Raw genomic sequence first — 19,041 nt, forward strand, 5'->3', positions numbered from 1 at the left:
TCAGAACTTGCCGAGCACGTTCAGGAACCACCCCTTGCTGCGGTAGCTCATGTCGGTGAGGTTGTCGGAGTAGTCGGTGAAGTTGTAGCCCACGCCAACCTTCAGGTTCTCGTTGACGTGGTAATACGCGGCGGTGACCCAGCCGTTCTTGCGGTCCTGCAGCTCCCTGGCGCGCAGCGAACGCCACTCGACCATCCAGTCCCAGTTGCGCACCAGCTTCCAGTCGACGCGCAGCACCGCGAGCTCCGCCGAGCTCTTGAACCACGGCGACGAGTTGTCGCGGCTCGCGCGCAGTTCGCCGCGGCGCCAGGCGTACTTGCCGCCCAGCGTCCAGCGCTCGTTCAGGTCCCAGGTGGCGTCGATGGCGAACACATGGCTGCGCTGCTGGTAGTCGATGCCGGTGGTGGACACGGTGCCCAGCGTGGAGTCGACGCCGCCCGACACCACCTGGCCCGGCGACGACAGGTCGTACAGGTAGGTGTACTTGAACAGCAGGTTCAGCCGGTCGTCCAGCGCGGGGCGCAGCGCGTAGCCGATCATGGCCTCGGTGTACTTGGCCGCGACCAGCGTGCCGGTGGTGCTGTCGCTGTCGGCCCAGTTGAACTTGCCGACCCAGCGCGCGTCGTTGTCCACCTTCCAGCTGAAGGAGTTCTTCACGAGCCAGCTGGTGCGCGTCTCGCTCGCGGTGGCGTCCTTGCGGTACTCCAGGCCGCCGCTGTACTTCAGGCGCTCGCTCGAATAGCCGGTGGTGAAGGCCACGGCCTGGCGGCGCGTGGCGCCCAGCGTCTCGGCGCCGATCCAGCCGTTCTCGAAGTTCACGCCGAAGGTCCAGCGCGTGTCGGGCGCGTACTGCACGCCGTAGGCATGCGTGAGGCCGGGCTGCGTGCCGGTGGCCTGGCGGTGCTCGGTGAACAGCGTGAGGCCGTCGCCCACGCGCGAGCGCACGCCCGTCACCAGCGTGCCGCCGCGGCCGATGAGGTTCTCGTCGGTGCGGCCGGTGTCAGCCACGTAGGTCATGTAGACGCTGGAGCGGTCGTCGTACTGGTAGTCGACGCCGGCCTTGCCGGCAAAACCGCCGTCGCCGGTGGACACCTCGCCGCGCAGCGCGAGCTTGTCGTTGACGCGGTAGCGCCCGCCGATGCCGAGGCGGTCGTTCTCCAGCCGCGTGCCGGTGCGCCGCAGCGTCTTCTGCGCGAAGCCGTAGGCGCTCCAGGTGTCGCTGCCGGTGTACTCCAGCTGCACGGCCGCGTCGGCGCGCTCGCCCGACACGGCCTGCGTCGTGGGCAGCGACGGGCTGGTGATGAGCGCGTCGCCGGTCTTGTCGTCGTAGCGCATGCCCAGGCCGAGCTTCCAGTCCGGCGACAGCGCCACGGCGTACTGCGCGTCGAGCACACTGCTGTTGTAGCCGTTGCGCTCGTCGCGGCGGTCGGCCTTCAGGCGCAGCTCGCCACCCTCGCCCTTCTCGCCGAAAGGCACCGTGGCCTGCACGCCCACCTGGCGCGTGGCGTTGCTCGCGTACTGGCCGGGCGCGGAGAAGCCCGCGTCGCGCGACTGCGCATAGGCGCTCACGCGCCCGCCGCCGCGGATCTCGTAGTCGCCCAGGTCGGCCTGGCCTTCGAGGCGCCACGCGTTGGCGTTGCCCGTGGGGCCATTGCCGAGCGAGTTGCCGAGCGACCCGTTGCGTCCCGTGAAGCTGAAGCCCCCGTCCAGCGAATCCAGCTGGCTCGTGCCCGGGCCCTTGCTGCGCGCGAACTCGCCCTTGACATAGGTGTTCTCGGTCTTGCGCAGCGTGATGTCGGCGCCGGCCAGGCGCTGGTCGCCGCCGATCTGGTCCTGGCGCGATGCGGTCACGCCCACGCCCACGTGGTCGTTGGCCCACCACGACACGCGCCCGCCCACCGCGAGCGTGTCCAGCGTGGTGGCCAGTGGCGTGTATTCGTAGTCCACCACCAGGTAGGTCGGCATGCCGGTGAAGCCGCCGGCGCGCACCAGCGAACCGTCGTCCGACAGGCTGGGCAGCGGCGCGGACAGCAGCACGCGGCCCTGCAGGTAGTCGATCTCGTAGTCGGAGCTGGGCACGAGCTGCGTGCGCTTGAGCACGAAGCCCGAGTCGCGGTCGCGGATCTCCAGCGTCACGCGCTCGGCGCCGCGCGTGATGTCCTGGTTGCGCAGGTAGTACAGCGAGCCGCCGGTGCCGCGGAACTCCTCGCGCGCGGCCAGCGTGCCGGGCTCGGCCGCGAAGGCGTCGATCTTCAGGCGCGCCTCGCCGAAGGCGGTCGACTCCTCGCCCAGGTAGCGGCCGTGAAAGCCGTAGAGGCCGCGGCTCACGCGGGTGAGCTCGGTGTCGCCGAAGTTGAGCTTGAAGTTGCCCCACATGGCCTGCGAGCGGCCGTCGTCCACGCGCAGGTAGAAGCGGCCCTGCGTGGGCGCGTCCTCGACGGTGGTGGAGTCGTCGCCGAAGGTGCTCCACGAGTCCTCGGGGTCGAAGCGGCGGAACAGCGAGGTCGGGTCCTTGCGGTCGAGGTTGCGAAACAGCTCCTTCAGCGGCCGCTCTTCGGTGTCGACGCTGGCGGTGAGCGTCCAGCGGTCGTTGAGCTGGCCCTTGGCGTAGCCGGCGATGCGGCCTTCGCTCCAGCCGCCACCGCCGTAGCGGTTCTTGTCGTTGGTCATGATCGCGGCCGGGCCGCTCACGCTGTTGCTGCCCACCGTGAGGTCGGCCTGGCCCACGAAGAACCAGTCGCTGGCGGGCAGCTCGAAGTCGCGGCGGTAGGCGCGCGTGGCGCCCTGCGCGTCGGTGACGGCGATCTCGCCGGTCTGCACGCGGCGCGGCACCAGCTGCTGGAACACGAAGCGGCCGTTCTCGTCCACCGGCACCGCGAAGCCGAGCGCGCGCACGCTTTCGCCGGGGCGGATGGCCGCGCCGCTGGCGGTGACGGTGCCGGCGCTCAACGGGATGTTGGCAATGGCGATGTTGTTGTTGCCGTAGCCGCGCAGCAGTTCGCGCGCGGGGTCGATCGGCGTGCCGGTCTCGGGCTTGTGGCGCTTGGCCAGCGTGAGCGAGAGGTCGTCGGTTTCGTCGAAGCGGCCCTGGCGGTCGTACACGCGCACGCGGTAGTACAGCTTGCCCGTGGCCGCCTCGGCGAGGCGCTCCGTCAGCCCCTCGGGCACCTGCCACTCGCCGCGCAGGCCGGCGTCCAGCGGCACGGTGGCCAGCAGGCGGCGCTGCATCACGTCGTTGGCGGTGTACACGCGCAGCTCGGCCTTCGAGGTGAACAGCAGGTAGTTGCTGTAGCCGGCGAAGCGCACGGTGTCGCCGGCCACCACCGTGGTGGGCCAGGCGCTGGCGCTCAGGCGGCGCGGCTGCGAGAGGTTGTCGTACTGCAGGCGAAGCTGGTTGCGCTCGAGTTGCACGTCGACACAGCGCTGGCGGTCGGCGCTGGCGGTGCCGGCTGTGCTGGCGGTGCTGGTGCCGGTCAGCAGCTCGCCGTCCACGCTCAGGCGCAGCGGCGCATCGTCGGTGCCGAAGGCGGTGAAGGTGCGGCAGATGCCGGGGTCGGCCGGCGCCGTGGCGGCGGCGGCCATGGCAGCGGGTGCATCGCGCCAGTACACGCGCACTTCCACGCGCCGGTTGGCGGCCCAGTTGGCGGGGTCGGCGGCGGGCACGGCCACGGGCGCGTCGGGGCCGCGCGAGGTGAAGGAGGCGGCCGCTTCGTCCAGGCCCAGGCGCTGCGTGAGGTAGCGCGCGGCCTGCTGCGCGCGGGCCAGGCCCAGCGCGTGGTTGTCGGCGAAGCGCTCGCGCGACTTCGCGCCCAGCGGCTGCGCGTCGGTGTGGCCGACGATCTCGAAGCGCAGGCCGTCGCGGCCCTTCACCTGCGCGGCGATGCGCTCGAGCTGCACGCGGTCGGCGGGCGCGAGGCTGTCGGCGCCGGAATCGAAATGCGGCGTGCCGGTGTCGCTGCGCTCGGCGGACGGCGCAGCGGCGGCGACCGGTGCGGCGGCTGTAGCGGGTGCGGCAGCCGGTGGTGCGGGTACGTCGCCGAGCACGAAGGTCGCCTTGGGCAGCTCGCGCTCGCTGCCGCGCGGCAGGTGGCGCGCGCCGTCGATCTCCACCGCGCGCGGGTCGGCGGCGGCGCGGTCGAGCATGCGCCCGCGCACGGCGCTTGCCTGTGCGCCATCGGTTGCAAGGTCCTGCGCGGCGGCCAGGCTCATGCCCAGGCAGGCGGCGGTGACGGCACCCGCCAGGGTCATGCGCTGGGGCAGCTTTCTTCTTCTCATGTCGGCTCGCTGGATCGGGTTCGGTGTGGAGGGGCGGGTCATGGCGGTGGTGCTGTGTCCTCGCGTCATGGCTTCACCTCCTCCGAAGCGGCCTGGGCGGGCACGAGTTCGACCTCGATGTCCAGGTTGAACAGCGGCGGCTCGTTGCGTCCGGCGCGCTGTTCGCCCAGCTGCTTCCAGCGCGCGAGCACCGCGGCCTTCACCGCGTCGGTGCGCTGGCGGCCCAGCGACCCGGCCTCGCCTGCCGCGGCCTTGTAGGCCAGGCGCAGCACCGAGGTCTTCGCGGCCAGCACGGCGACCGTGCGGTCGAGCTCGCCCACGAAGCCGGCGCGCAGCGTGGCGGCGCCTTCGTCGAAGGCCGCGCCCTGCAGCGCGAGGCGCACCACGCGGTGCACGGTGGCGCCGAAGTTGATCTTCAGCACCTTGCCGCGCGTGGCGCGCTCGGCCGCCGGGTTCTCGCTGGTGGTGCGGTAGCCCGAGGGCAGCGTGCGCTCGTCGAGCTTGAGCACCAGGTTGCTGCCGGTGCCTTCCTTCGGAATGGCGGCGCAGGCGATGTGGTAGCGGCCTTCGGCGTCGGTGGTCGCCAGCACGCCGTTGACGGTGGCGATGCGCACGTTGGCCAGGCCCGGCTCGCCCTCGTCCTGGTAGCCGTTGGCGTTCCTGTCGTCGTAGGCCTTGCCGATCACGTCGGTGCAGTCGAACAGCGCGTCGGGCACCACGCGCACGGTGGCGGTGGCCAGGTTCGACAGCGTGCGGCCGCCCACGCCCTGCAGCGCGACGACCTGGTTGACGAACTCGCCCTCGCCCACGCCGACCCCCACGCCCGCGACCATCAGGTACTCCCTGGTCTCGTTGGGCGCGAAGTTCTGCCCGGGCACCACGAGCTGGCGCCCGCTGACCTGCGGCACCACCGGCAGCGCCGCGCCGCCGGGCAGCGTGCGCACGGTGAGCGAGCCCTGGATGTAGCGAAAGCCCGGCGGCAGCGTGTCGACCACGGCCACGCCCGGCACGGCGTTGCCGCGCGTGTTGCGCGCCGTGATGCGGTACGGCAGCAGCTCGCCCTTCTTCACGGTCAGCTTGGAGGTGGTCTTGCGCAGCTCGATGAGCGTGGCGTCCGACGGGTCGAGCGGAATGTTGTTGGCCACCACGTGCTGGCCGCCGCCGCCCGGCATCTGGAACACCAGGTAGTAGCCCGCGCCCGGCACCAGGGCCGCGCCGGGGCTCACCACGCAGGGGTTGACCTGCGCGGGCGCCGGGCCGTTGGCGGGCGCCGCGCACGACTGCGTGCCCAGCGCGCCGGCCGCGGCCGGGTACATCGACGAAGGCAGGTAGGCGCCCGGCGGCGTGACGACCAGGCGGTACTCGCCGGCCGGTGCGCCCGGCAGCACGAAGAAGTCGTAATAGCCGCCGGGGCCGGTGGTGTAGCTGTCGCGCTTGTCCAGCAGGTGCTGCGCGGGGTCGAAGCCGCTCGGGCCGACCAGGCGCACCACGGCGCCGGGCACGGGCGTGCCGCTCACGCTGTCGTACACCACGCCGCCCGGGTCGTACGGCAGGTCCTGCTTCTGCACGTTGGCGCCCGCGTTCACGCGCACCTTGATGCTGAAGCGCGGGTCGCTCGCGGCCGGGGTCGGGTACGGGCCGCCGGCGCCGTTCTGCGCGGCGTCGGTCGGCCACACGCCGCCCACGGTGCGGCCGTCGGGCGAGCGGAAGCGCACGCGGTACTCGCCGGGCACGAGGTCGCCGAAGCGGTAGCTGCCGTCGGCGCCGGTGGTCACGGTGTAGAGCACGGTGGCCGCGGTTTCCGAGCAGGCGTTGCCGCCGTCGGCGCAGCGCAGCAGCTCCACGGTCCAGCCCTCGCCCTGGCCTTCGCCCGATTCGCGCGTGCGGTTGTGGTTCTGGTCGAACCACACGGTGCCGGTGAGCGAGGCGGGCTGGTTGCTGTGCTCGTTGAAGTCGTAGCCGGTGCCGTGCGCGTCCAGGCCGGTGAAGCTCACGCGGATCTGGTTCGGGCCGGCCGCCGTGCCGCCCAGCGTGCCGGGCACGGCGATGCCTTCGTCGTAGCCGGCGGGCTGCGTCTCGGTGAGCGTGTAGCCGCCGCTGCCGGGCAGGGGCAGGCCGGGCAGCTCGTAGCGGCCGTTGGCGTCGGTGACGGCGGTGCGCGTCACCGGCTGGCCCGCGGCGTCGGTGCCGGTGAGCGTGACGGTCACGCCCGCGATCGGCAGGTCCTGCGGCTCGCGCGTGCCGTTGCGGTTGGCGTCGTTGTAGACGGTGCCCGCCAGCGATGCGCCGCGTTCGCCGAAGTTGTAGTTGTCGCCGTTGCCGCCGCGGTAGGCGATGGCGCTGATGACGTCGTTGCCCAGCGTGCCGCTGGGCGCGCCGTCGAGCGTGCCCACGGCGTCGAGGCCGTCGGCGTAGGTGGCCGGTTGCGTCTCGCGCAGCGTGTAGCCCGCGGCGTCGGCCGGCAGCAGGCCGGTGAAGACGTAGCGGCCGCTGGCGTCGGTGACGGCGGTGGCGTTCACCACGAGGCCGCTGGCCGAGCGGCCGGTGAGCGTGACGCTCACGCCCGCGATACCGGCCTCGGTGGCCTGGCGCACGCCGTCGTTGTTGGCGTCCACGTACACCCAGCCCGCGATCTGGCCGCCGCGCTCGCCGAAGTTGTAGTCGATGCCCGCTTCTTCCGACACCAGCGCGAGGCCGCCGAAGCGGTCGTTGGTGCCGCCGGGGTTGGCGCTGCCGCGCGGCGCGCCGCCCACGGTGCCCAGCGACTCGGGGCCGTCGGCCATGCCGGCGGGTTGCGTCTCGTCGATCTGGTAGGTGCCGGGGGTCAGCGTGTCGACCAGGTAGCGGCCGTCGGCGGCGGTCTGCACCGTGCGCGTGACGGCGTTGCCCAGGAAGTCGGTGCCGCTGACGCGCACGGTGGTGCCGCCGATGCCGGGCTCGCCGCTGTCGCGCGTGCCGTTGGACGGTGCCACGTCGGCGTACACGTAGCCCGAGAGGCTGGCCGGCTTCACGGCCGAGAAGTTGTTGCCGGTCGAGCCCGCGTCGGCCACGCCGGCGCCGAGCACGATGTCCCGGATCACGTTGGCGGTCGAGCCGTTGGGGCCGCTGCTCACGCCGGCGCCGGTGGTGGGCACGGTGCCGCGCACGCTGCCCGTGCCGGCGACGAGACCGGCGTGCGTGAGGCCGGGCTCGTAGCCCGCGGGCCGCGTCTCGGTCACGGTGTAGGTGCCCGCGCCGAGGTCCGCGAAGCTGTAGTTGCCGCTGGCGTCGGTGACGGTGGTGCGCGACACCGGCTGGTTGTTGATGTCGATGCCGGTGACGGTGATGGTCACGCCCGCGATGCCGGGCTCGGTGGCCGGTGCGCCCTGCGCGCCGTTGCCGTCGCGGTCGTAGTACACGCGCCCCGAGATGCCGGCGGGCAGCAGCTCGCCGAAGTAGTACTCGCCCTGCGTGAGCGGCACGCTGGTGGCCGAGACGGTCACGCCCGTGATGACGTTGCCGCCGCCCTGCGGCGTGCCCGGGTTGCCGTTGTTGTTGGCCTTGCCCGGCGCGTAGTTGGCCGGCTGGGTCTCGGTGATGGTGTAGCCGCCCGCGCCCGACGGGGGCACGTTGCGGAACTCGTAGCCGCCGGCCGCGCCGGTGGGCACCGCGACGATGTTCACAGCGTTGCCCGCGGCGTCGGTCCCCGTGAGGCGCAGCTCGACGTTGGGAATGCCGGTCTCGCCGGCCTGCGGAATGCCGTCGTTGTTGGGGTCGACGAACACGCGCACCGGAATGCGCGTGAGCAGCTCGCCGAAGTCGTAGCCGGTGGCGGCGACGTTGGACCGCAGCGCGATGGCGCTCACCACGTCGTTGGCCACGGTGCCGCCGGCGGTGCCGGCCGCGTCCGCGCCGTCGGCGAAGGCCGCGGGCTGTGTCTCGGTCAGCGTGTAGCTGCCGGGCACGAGGTTGCCGAAGGCGTAGTTGCCGGTGGCCGCGGCGGTGGTGGTGGTCAGCGACACCGGGTTGCCGAACATGTCGGTGCCGGTGAGCTTCACGGTCACGCCGGCGATGCCGGGGTCGCCCGCGCTGGCGGTGCCGTTGTAGTCGGCGTCCTGGTAGACGCGGCCGGCCAGGCTCGCGGCGCGCACTTCGCCGAAGTTGTTCGCCGGGGAGGTGCCGCCCGTGCCGAGCACGATGGCGTCGATGCGGTTGGCGTTGGAGCCGTTGGGCCCGTTCGACGTGCCGGGCGGCACGGCGCCGGGCGTGCTGCCCGCGCCGGTGACGGTGCCGGCGCGCGTGATGCCGGGCTGGTACGCGGCGGGCTGGTCTTCCACCACGCTGTAGGTGCCCGCGGGCACGGTGAAGCCCCAGTTGCCGTTGGCGTCGGTGGTGGTGACCATCGAGACCGCGTTGCCGACCGCATCGGTGCCGCTCAGGCGCAGGGTGACGCCGGCAATGCCGGGCTCACCGGCCTCGATGGTGCCGTTGCCGTTCAGGTCTTCGTACACGCGCCCCGAGAGCGCGCTGTTCTGCACCACGACCTGGCCGTCGTTGAAGTTGTTGCCGCCGTCAGGGTCGGTGCCGCCGTTGGTGTCGGCCGAGCCGGTGGTGACGATGTGCGCGCGGTTGCTGAGCACGGTGCCGTTGGCCGGCGCGGCGCCGCTGAAGCGCACCGGGATGCGCACGGTGGCCGTGCCGTTGGCGGGCATCGAGGTGATGGCGCAGCTCACGGCCGTGCCGCCGGCCGCGCCGGTGCAGGTGGGCGCGGCGGGCGTGAACACGCCGCCGGTCACGGTGAACACCGGCGGGCCGGCCAGCACCAGCGGCGAGGGCAGCGTGTCGGTGAAGGTGGTGGTCTCGGCGGGGTCGGGGCCGTTGTTGCGCAGCTGCACGAGCCAGTCGAAGGTCTGGGTCGTCGACACCGCGGCCAGCGGCGTGATGGTTCCGCTCGACATGGCAGCCTTGCTGACCACCTGCACGTCGGCCTTGTAGCGGAACGTGGTGTTCTCGGCCACGGCGTTGTTGCCCTTGTTGACGTCGTAGTTGTCGCGCCCGTCGTCGAAGAAGTCGACCTTGGCGTTGTTCTGGAAGGTGCCGCGCGACACGCCCTTGAGCACCACGCGGAACTGCAGCGAGTTGAGGTCGCCGGTGGCCGTGGGGCCGGTGCCGCCCAGCGTCGGGATGGTGAACACGATCTGTCCGCCGGCCGAGCCGACGGCCGCGCCGCCGGCCAGCACGTAGGAGGTGCCCGCGGGCGCGGTCACCGACACCAGCGTGGGCGGGGCCTCGCCGCCGGCGAGCGCCAGCGGCAGCAGCTCGGTCATGCGCACGTCTTCCGCGGTCGACGCGCTGTTGTTCGACACCGTGACGGTGTAGCCGACGTCGTCGCCCACGTTCACCGGGTCGGTGTCGTCGTGCTTGGTGACGACCAGGTCGTACACGGGCGCGGTGACGGTCACCGGCGCGCTGGCGTCGTTGTTGGTCGTGTCGAGCTCGGGCGTGGCGGTGGCGACGTGCACGCCGTTGGTCACGCTGGCGCCGTTGAGCGCGTACAGCGGCCGCACGCGCACCGTGACGGTCTGCTGCACGTTGCGGTCGAGCGCGCCCCAGGTGCACGCGAGCTGGTTGTTGGTGATGCCGGTGCCGGTGGGCTGCGTGGTGCTGGGCGTGGTGGCGCAGACGCCGCCGTTGGAGGCCGTGGCCGAGATGAACATCAGGTTGGCCGGCAGCGTGTCGGTCACGCTCACGCCGTAGGCACGGCTCAGGCTCTGCGGCACGTTGCGGTTGATGGCCGTCAGCGTGTAGGTGAGCATCTGGCCGACCGGCACCGAGGCCGGGCTGGCCGTCTTGGTGACCGTCATGTCGGTGCGCGCCACCAGGTAGGCGGTGGTGCTGCCGTCGTTGTTGGCCAGGTTCGGGTCGGCCGGCGTGGCGGCCACGGCGCGCGCCGTGTTGCCGATCTGGAAGCCGTGGTCGGCGGCCGAGGCGCCGTCGCCGTAATGCCGGGCAACGACCTGGATCACCGGGCACAGCGGCAGCGCGCTGGCGGGGTCGGTGCTGGCGCGGCAGACCGGCAGGGTCGAGAGCGTGCAGCCCGAGAGCGACGCCGCGCCGAAGCCGCCGCCGTTGGCCGGCAGCGCGCAGGTGCCGGAGAAGGTGCCGCCGTTGGGGGTCTGGGTGACGATGCCGGCGCCGATGACCTGGGCGAAGGCGTCCGTGACGGCCACGCTCTGCGCTTCGGACGGGCCGGTGTTGACGACCTCGATTTCCCAGGTGATGTTCTGGCCCGCGACCTGGCGGTTGCCGGTGGCGTCGCCGATGCCCACCACGCGCTTGAGCACCTTCACGTCGGCGGCGGTGGCGCCGTCGTTCGCGCCGGTGGCCAGGCTCACGCAGTCGTTGCCGGTGTTGGCGTCGGGGTCGGCGCCCAGGGTGGGCGCGCTCGCGGGCAGCGCCGCGTTCACGCACATGCTGTTGACGATCTGCCCGCCCGGCGGCGCGGCCGGAATGGTGGCGTTCACGACGATGTAGCCGCCGTTGCGCGCGGCGCTGCCGTTGGAGGTGTCCACGCCGATGTCGGCGGTGAGCGTGCGCGTGCAGGTCACGGTGGCGGGGCCGGGCACCGGCACGGCCACGCTCGGCACGACGGGTGCGCCGCCCTTGGTCACGACGCAGGTGTAGCCGTCGCGCTCGGTGACGCTGTTGATCTGCACGCCGGCCGGCAGGTCGTCGACCAGCTGCAGGGTGCTGCCGGCCAAGAGCCGCGTGCTGCCGAGGTTGGTGCTGCCGACCTGGTAGTCGAAGGCCTGGCCCAGCGGCACGTTGTTCTGCGGCCAGCTGCGGCGCTTGTCGGCGCGGAAGTCGGCGGCGGACACCGCCACGTCGGCCGGCACGCTGCCGGTGGCTGAACTGGCGATGGGGCCGGTGGCGCTCACCGTGGCCTGGTTGACGATGCCGGTGCCGGCGGTCATGGCGATCACCGGGATGCTGATGTCGCCGAGCGCCACGCTGGCGCCGCCGTTGCCGCCGATGTCGGCGCGCGTGCAGCTGACGATCTGGCCGCTGACCGAGCAGTTCCAGCCGCCGACCGGGGGAATCGGCGCCTGGATCGAGAAGTTGGCGGGGAGCGTGTCGCTCAGCGTGACGCCCGTGGGCGCGCTGCCGCTGAAGCTCGGGCTCAGCCGGAAGTTGAAGCGCTGGCCCACCAGCAGCTGGCCGCCGTCATGGCTCTTGGCGAGCGCGAGCACGTAGCCCGCGGTGACGCTGGTGTTGGCGGTGGCGCTGTTGTTGGCGGAGACGCCGTCGCCGATGGAGCCCGCGGACGCCACGGCCGGCTGGTGCGTGATGGTGGAGCCCGCGCCCGCGGTGACCACGCCGTTCACGCTGAGCGTGCGGGTGCCGTTGACGGCGATGCTGGCCACGTCGCAGGTCAGCAGGCTGGCGCTGACCGAGCAGCCCGACGGCAGGCCCGTGCCCGCGACCGACAGGCCGGTGGGAATGGGATAGGTCAGCGTCGAGCCCGAGCTGGCGTCGGGGCCGTTGTTGGTGAGCGTGAAGACGATCGGCACGGTGGTGCCGCTTGGCGCGCTGGCCGGCGCGCTGATGGCCACGCCGATGTCGGCGCCCTGGTTCACGGTGATGGTCTTGGTCTCGCTGGAGCCGCCGCCGCTGGGCGTGGCCTTGACGCTCAGCGTGCCCTGCGCGGTGGTGCGCAGCAGCACCTCGAAGTCGCGCAGCTGGTTGGCGGCGAGCGTGATGCCCGAGCAGGTGAGCATGCCCGGGCCGGCGCTGCCCGCGGTCACGGTGGACGAACAGCTGCCCACCGGCACCGCGCCGGTGCCCATGTAGATCGTGTTGACGGGGATCTCATAGGTGAAGGAGGCCCCCGGCGCGCCGATCGCCAGGCTGTCGGTCTCGGCGATGGTGACGGTGCTGGTCACCGTGCCGCCGGCGGGAAGGATGTCGGGGGCGTGCACCAGGCTGGACACCTGCGGCACCGCCTGCGCGGCGGCGGCGAACAGCAGGCCCGCCAGCGGCAGCGCCAGGCGGGACAGGCGCTGGCGCCAGCGATGAAGCGGCAACGACAGCGGCGCAGGGTTGGAAAGCAGGTCGCGTCGCGACGACGCGCCCGACAGATTCGATGGGGTCCTGGACATCCCGTCCCTCGTGATGGCTCTGATGGACCGGGCACCGTTTGTTCTGTCGCCACTGGCTGCGGCGGGGTGCTCCGGAAAGAGCGGGATTCTTGGACCTGCCTCGCATGCCGACTTTTGCCATTCCGGACAAAAGGTTTGCTTTAGATGACAATTGTTTACGAATGCAACGGAATGTGAACTTAATCACACTGTGTTTCGGCCATGCTCCCCTACGCTCGACCCCCATGTCCTACTGGTCGACCACGCCGCCCCGGCGCGCGCACATCCTCGTCATCGACGACAACATCGAAGAGCTGCAGTTGCTGCTCGGCGCGCTGCGCGACGCCGGTCACCGCATCAGCCTGGCGTTCGAAGCGCTGCAGGGCTACCGCCGGGCGACGGCGCTGCTGCCCGACCTGGTGCTGCTGGACGTGCGCATGGGCGCCACCGACGGCTACGCGACCTGCCGGCTGCTGAAGGCCGACCCGGCGACGGCGCACATCCCGGTGATCTTCGTGACCTCGTCGAGTTCGGTGGAAGAGCGGCTCACCGGGCTGCGCGAAGGCGCGGTCGACTACATCCTGAAGCCCTTCGAGCCGGCGGAAGTGCTGGCGCGCGTGGCGGTGCACCTGGCGCTGGCGGGCAGCCGGCAGCAGGCCCGGGCCTGCATCGCGCAGGCGCAGACCGCGCTGGAGAACGCCAAGGGGGTAGGCGCAACGGATGCCGGCGCCGCGATCGTGAGCCACGCCGATCGCGTGCTCGCCCAGGCGGTCGAGCGCCAGGTGCGCGCCGACCTCGCGAACGTGCCCACCCTGCCCGCGCTGGCGGCGCGCGTGGGCACGCACGAGAAGCGGATGTCGCGCGTGTTCCGCGAACAGACCGGCCGCTCGGTGTTCGAGTTCGTGCGCGAGACGCGCCTGGCCGAAGCGCAGCGGCTGCTCGCGGGCTCGGCGCTGAGCGTGGAGGAAGTGGCGCTGGCGGTGGGCTTCTCCAGCGCGGCCAACTTCTCGACCGCCTTCCGCGAACGCTTCGGCCGCACGCCGACGGCGTACCGGCAAGCGCCGCATGCACCACGCGAGCCGCACTCTCGTTGTCCGCCACCGCCGATGGCACCGGCCTGACGCGGCGGTGACCGCCGCGGCCCTGCGCAGTTTCTGCGCCTTCATGCTGTGCGCTGCCTTCTGGCTGGCGGGTTCGCCCGCCGCGCGGGCCGCCACGCTGCATGTGAACGACGACACGCGCTGGCCGGTGGTGCTCGACACGCACGTGGAGGTGCTCGAGGACACCAGCGCGCAGCTGTCGCTCGAGGAGGTCGATGCCCTGGGCAGCGATGCGCCCGACAGCTTCCAGCCCGGCAACGCGGCCCGCATGCGCCCGGGCTCCTCGAAGTCGGTCTTCTGGCTGCGGCTTTCGCTGTCGAACGACACCGGCGCGGTCCAGCCGCTGCGGCTGGTGCTCGACGCCACCTGGCTGCAGCACGTGGACTTTCACGTGCGCAAAGAAGTGGACGGCCACGCCGCGTGGACCCTCGAGCGGGCCGGCGTGTCGGTGCCGCTGCGCGCCGTGCGTGATCGCGTACCGACCCTGTCGCTCGACCTGCTGCCCGGCGAACAGGCGCGCGTGCTGGTGCGCGTGCAGACACGCAACAGCGTCAAGCTCGCGCCGGAACTGCACACGGCCGACAGCTGGCGCGAGAGCGAGAGCAGCCATGCGCTGCTCGACGGCCTGCTGGTGGGCTGCCTGCTGGTGTTCGCGGTGTACTCGCTGGCGCTGTGGTTCATCACCCGCACCGTGCCGATGGCGCTGCAGAGCCTGGGCTTCGCGTTCGTGGCGCTCTACGAGAGCGTCTACCGCGGCCATGCGCGGCTGCTGCTGTGGCCCGACAGCGTCGAGTGGAGCTACCGTGCGGTCGGCGTCACCGCGGGCTGCTGCGTGCTCGCGCTGATGGCCCGCATGTACGCGGCGTCGCGGCGCGGCCCGGTGCGCGCGCCCGGCCTGCCCGTGCTCGTGCTGCTGGCCGCGCTGCACGGCGTCGCGGTGCTGGGCATGCTGTGGGGCCCGTACACGCCCTTCGCCAGGATCGGGGCGTGGAACGCGCCGCTGGCCATGATCGCGCTGACGATCAGCAGCTTCGTCTACATGCGGCGCGCGGGGCCGGGCGGCCGGCTGGCCTTCGGCGCGATGGGCATCGTCACCGTCGGCGTGTGCCTGCGGCTGGTCGAGGTCGCGATGCCGGCGCTCATGGTGCCCGGCTTCGACGCCTATGCGCTCGGCTTCCCGGGCATGCTGGTGGGCCTGGTGGCGCTGTCCGCGTGGATGCACCACCTGTCGCGGCAGCGGCGCGCCGCGCAGCGCACGCTGGTGCACTGGCAGGCCGAGGAACAGCAGCGCCTGGAGGAGGAAGTGGCGCGCAAGACGCACGCGCTGAACGCCGCGCTCGAGCAGGCCGAACACCAGGCGCGCGAGCAGACGCGGCTCATGGCCTACATCAGCCATGACCTGCGCGCGCCGCTGTCGACCATCATCGGCAACGTGCGCCTGCTGCGCGACGACAACGCGCCGCCGCCCGAGCGGCTGCAGGCCATCGAGCGCAGCGTGGCCTACCAGCTCGCGCTGATCGACGACCTGCTGGACTACGCCAGGAGCGAGCTGCTGCCCTTCGCGGTGGAGCCCGTTCCGGTGCACCTGCGCGCGCTGATCGACGACATCGCCCAGTACGCAGAAACGCTCGCGCAGCGCCAGCACAACCGGTTCGAGCTCGACGTGCAGGACGCGCTGCCGGTCGGCGTGTACCTGGACAGCAAGCGCTTCCAGCAGGTGCTGCTGAACCTGCTGTCGAACGCCGCCAAGTTCACGCGCGACGGCAAGATCGGCCTGCGCGTGCAGGCGCGTCCGCGCGCGGATTCGTGGCGGCTGAAGTTCGAGGTGTGGGACAGCGGTGTCGGCATCGACGAGGAAGACCAGGCGCGCATCCTGCAGGCCTTCGCGCAGGGCGCGCCCAGTGCGCAGGGCAATGGGCTCGGGCTGGTGATTGCGCGCAGCATCGTGCAGCACATGGGCGGGCGGCTGCTGCTGGAGAGCCACCGCAACCTGGGCACGCGCGTGCGCTTCTCGGTGATCGTGAAAGACGCGCCGAAGGAGCTGTTGCCCGTTGCCGCAAGCCCGCCGCGCCCCAAGTCACCGATGACGCCGGTGGCGGCGCCCCGCACGCGCCGCGCGCCGCCGCCCGCGATTGCGCCGCTGCCCGCCGAGGTGCGCGACGAACTCGAGATGCTCGCGCGCGACGGCCGCTGGAGCGACCTGCACGAATGGGCCGACCGCCTGGCGGCCGACACGCGGCATGCGGCGCTGGTCGACGCGGTGCGCCAGGCGCTGGAGCTGCTGGACTTCGAGCACATCCGGCTGCTGGCGCGTGCGACGCCGAACGCGCGTCAGTGATGCGCTGGTGCTTTCTGCGGCCATGACGCGGCGGTGCCTTCGGCGTCAATGACGCCGCGGTGCTTTGCCTGCGCGCAGGGCTCTGTTTAGTATCGAAGCCCCGACCACGAGGAGACACCCATGCACGACATCGCCGCGCTCCAGACGCTGCTCGATACGCTGTTCCCCGGACTGATGGGCGTGAAGCTCGCCGAGCTCGCGCCCGACCGCGTGGTTGCGCGGATGGAGGTGCGCGCCGACCTGTGCACGGCCGGCGGCATCCTGCACGGCGGGGCGTACATGGCCTTCGCCGACACGCTCGGCGCCGTCGGCACCATCGTCAACCTCGGCGAAGGCCAGCGCACGACGACCACCGACTCGAGCACCAAGTTCATCGCGGGCGCGAAGCTCGGCAGCACGGTGACGGGCACCTGCGTGGCGCTGCACCGCGGCCGCACCACGCACGTGTGGCAGACCTCGGTCACCAATGCCGAGGGCAAGCTGTGCGCGGTGGTCACGCAGACGCAGCTGGTGCTTCAGGCGGCCTGACGCCCTCATCCTTTTTCTCGTCCTCTTTTTCGCTCTCGCCGGGGTGGCTCGACGCATAGCGTTCGAGAAACAGATACAGCACCACCCCGCCGGCCAGCGGCAACAGGTAGTACAGCGCGCGGTACGCGAGCACCGCGCCCATCAGCGCGCCCTGCTTCACCGTGCCCGACAGCAGCGCGAGGTACACCGCCTCGAGCACGCCCAGGCCGGCCGGGATCGGCGTGATCACGCCGACGATGGAAGCGGCGAGCAGCACGCTCAGCGTGGTGGCGTACGGCACCTTCTGGCCCAGCAGCAGGTACATGGCCGTGCCCATCAACGCCCAGTTGGCGGTGGACAGCGCGAGCTGCGTCACGGCGATGCGCGCGTTGGGCAAACGGAGCCGCTTGCCCTTGAACGCCCATTCGCGCTTGCGCGAGACCGCGCACGCCGCCACATAGCCCAGCGCCAGCAGGATCATCGCCACGCCGAGCGCGCGCAACGCGCCCTGCCCGATGTGCGCCTGGCGCGGCGGCTCGATCACGCCGGCCGCGAACAGGCCGCCGGCCAGCAGGCCGTAGCCCAGCCAGTTGGTGAGCAGGCTGAGGCCGACCACCTGTGCGACCGTGGCGTCGTCGAGGCCGGCGCGCGCGTACAGGCGCGCACGCATCGCGATGCCGCCCACGAGCGAACCGAGGTTGAGGTTGAACGCGTAGCTGGTGACGGCGATGGCCCACGTGCGCCACCATGGCAGGCGGTGGCGCAGGTGGCGCCGGCCGATCAGGTCGAAGCAGCCGTACAGCGCGTGGCTCGCGGTGGCGAGGCCCAGCACCGCGAGCAGCAGCCACGGCGAGTAGCGCTGCAGCGCCTGCCAAGCGCCGGCCCAGTCGACCTTGTGCGCGTGCGACAGCAGCAGGCCCAGCACGGCGACGCCGAGCAGGGGAAGCACCCATCGGCGGCAGCGCTGCCAGAGCGATGCGTGCGCGCCGGCGTTGTCGGCCGGCATCGAAACGGGGGGCGCCGCCTGGGCGGCCTGGAGGCTCATGACGGCGGCTTCAGGCCGGGTCCTGCTTGCCGCCTTGTTTTTCGGGTTGCCTGTCGGATTTCTCGGAATTCCCGGATTTGCCGGACTTCTCGGGCGTCTTGTGCTCGGCCTCACCCTCGTCGTGGAGCTTGCGATTGGCCACGTCCTTCATCAGGCGCTCGCCCTCGGTGTCCCGGCCGTCGCTGGGCACGGACTCTTCCTGCGTGACTTCGGGTTCTTCGTGCGTGGATTGCTTGGCGGGGGTCGGCTGGGACATGGGCGGCTCCTCGGGCTCTGTGCGGGTGTCATCTATGCGAATGCACGGAGTCTTCGGTGCGCGGCGCTGCCGCACCGCCATCCGCCGGCGACGACGGGTGCAGGACATTTGCCATAGCGGCAGTCGCCGGTGGGGCCGCGGCGGAACCGGGCAGGCCGGCTTACGCGCCCGGCGCCGGGTCGGCGTCGAGGTAGATCAGTTCCGTCGGATGGATCGGCACACCGTAGCGCGAGCCCTCGAACTTGACCCGCACGCAGTCGCCGCTGGAACGCGTGATGACGCCGATCTTTCCCTGGTACGACACACGTGCGCGAAACTTGGCGGGCACGCCGTGCTCCACGCTGAGGTATTCGAGGGCGGGTCGGAACAAGGGGGCCGGCATGGCGGGGTGGCGTCGATCTCGGTGAAAGACCGGCTCCAATGCCGGGCAGCCTGCGATGCTAGCCAGCGCCTGCTGCGGGCGTAAGTGACGAAAGTCATGGGTCGCGCGCGGGGGGCGCGGTTGGCTGAAGCGGCGCCACAAGCGAAAAGCCCCTGACTCTTTTCAGAATCAGGGGCTTTGATTTGGTGGCCTGGGGCGGAATCGAACCACCGACACGCGGATTTTCAATCCGCTGCTCTACCAACTGAGCTACCGGGCCATTGCAATTGTGTGCAGCCTCGAATTATACAGCGCTTCTGCGTCCTCGGGAAAGATCCACACCAAGTTGTTTGAGTTTTCTGTAGAGATGGGTCCGCTCGAGGCCGGTTTTTTCGGCCACGCGCGTCATCGAGCCGTTCTCCATCGCCAGGTGGAACTCGAAGTAAGCCTTCTCGAAACCGTCGCGCGCATCGCGCAGCGGGCGGTCGAGGTCGAAGCTCTGGGTCGATTGCGGGCCGGTCTCGGCCACGGGCACGGACGCCAGCGATGCCATCAGCAGGCTGTCGCCCGTGGTGGTGATCGCCGCGGCCTGCGTGCCGGTGACGGGCGCGGGCACCACGCCGGCGGCGGCGCGGCGTGCGCTCTCGCGTGCCAGGCCCTGCTCCACCGCCTTGAGCAGCTTCTGCATGGTGATCGGCTTTTCGAGGAAGGCGAAGGCGCCGATGCGCGTCGCGTCGACCGCGGTGTCGATGGTGGCGTGGCCGCTCATCATGATCACCGGCATGCTCAGCAGGCCCGAGGTGGACCACTCCTTGAGCAGCGTGACGCCGTCGGTGTCCGGCATCCAGATGTCGAGCAGCACGAGGTCGGGCCGTGCACGCTGGCGCGCAGCGCGTGCTTCGGCGGCGTTTTCCGCGAGCTCCACGTTGTGGCCTTCGTCATTGAGAATTTCGAAGAGCAGGTCCCGGATGCCCAGCTCGTCATCGACCACGAGAATGTTTGCCATGAGTGCTGCTTATTGTGTGCGCTGGTGTCTGCAAGA

General features: G+C 71.5%; 9 protein-coding genes and 1 tRNA gene. 3 read left to right on the forward strand and 7 right to left on the reverse strand.

Going from position 1 to position 19,041, the window contains the following annotated elements:
• Both BM013_RS11505 and BM013_RS11510 read right to left on the reverse strand, forming a co-directional pair.
• Entirely contained in the window at nt 1–4,344 is a 4,344-nt protein-coding gene (locus tag BM013_RS11505) for an OmpA family protein (RefSeq protein ID WP_093126688.1), read from the reverse strand.
• Entirely contained in the window at nt 4,341–12,413 is an 8,073-nt protein-coding gene (locus BM013_RS11510; protein ID WP_143098266.1) for an SdrD B-like domain-containing protein, read from the reverse strand. The genes BM013_RS11505 and BM013_RS11510 overlap by 4 nt, the downstream gene beginning before the upstream one ends.
• Nucleotides 12,414–12,637: 224 nt before the next feature.
• Between BM013_RS11510 and BM013_RS11515 the strand changes: the two genes are divergently transcribed.
• From BM013_RS11515 to BM013_RS11525, 3 genes are all read left to right on the forward strand, one after another.
• Entirely contained in the window at nt 12,638–13,513 is an 876-nt protein-coding gene (locus BM013_RS11515) for a helix-turn-helix domain-containing protein (protein WP_093126693.1), read from the forward strand.
• 7 nt (nt 13,514–13,520) lie between these two features.
• Complete coding sequence (locus BM013_RS11520; RefSeq protein WP_177225459.1) at nt 13,521–15,830, forward strand: sensor histidine kinase; 2,310 nt, start codon at nt 13,521–13,523, stop codon at nt 15,828–15,830.
• A gap of 120 nt (nt 15,831–15,950) precedes the next feature.
• Nucleotides 15,951–16,358 (forward strand): PaaI family thioesterase, encoded by a 408-nt coding sequence (locus BM013_RS11525; protein WP_093126696.1) that lies wholly within the window; start codon nt 15,951–15,953, stop codon nt 16,356–16,358.
• Here BM013_RS11525 and BM013_RS11530 read toward each other — a convergent pair.
• The 5 genes from BM013_RS11530 to BM013_RS11550 form a co-directional block, all read right to left on the reverse strand.
• The gene (locus BM013_RS11530) at nt 16,324–17,382 is read right to left on the reverse strand and encodes a lysylphosphatidylglycerol synthase domain-containing protein (protein ID WP_177225460.1); all 1,059 of its coding nucleotides are present in this window, start codon (nt 17,380–17,382) and stop codon (nt 16,324–16,326) included. The two genes, BM013_RS11525 and BM013_RS11530, sit on opposite strands and share 35 nt — an antisense overlap.
• A gap of 10 nt (nt 17,383–17,392) precedes the next feature.
• Nucleotides 17,393–17,638, reverse strand: coding sequence for a hypothetical protein (locus tag BM013_RS11535; protein ID WP_093126700.1), 246 nt, complete (start codon nt 17,636–17,638; stop codon nt 17,393–17,395).
• 160 nt (nt 17,639–17,798) lie between these two features.
• Nucleotides 17,799–18,020: a hypothetical protein gene (locus BM013_RS11540; RefSeq protein ID WP_093210497.1), complete on the reverse strand. Its 222-nt coding sequence runs from the start codon at nt 18,018–18,020 to the stop codon at nt 17,799–17,801.
• A 183-nt stretch (nt 18,021–18,203) separates the two neighbouring features.
• Nucleotides 18,204–18,279, reverse strand: a tRNA-Phe gene (locus tag BM013_RS11545).
• A 24-nt stretch (nt 18,280–18,303) separates the two neighbouring features.
• A complete protein-coding gene (locus BM013_RS11550; RefSeq protein ID WP_093126705.1) occupies nt 18,304–19,005 on the reverse strand; it encodes a response regulator in 702 nt (233 codons plus the stop codon).
• Between the last annotated feature and the right edge of the window lie 36 nt (nt 19,006–19,041).

The sequence above is a fragment of the Variovorax sp. OK605 genome (assembly GCF_900115445.1).
GTDB lineage: Bacteria > Pseudomonadota > Gammaproteobacteria > Burkholderiales > Burkholderiaceae_C > Variovorax.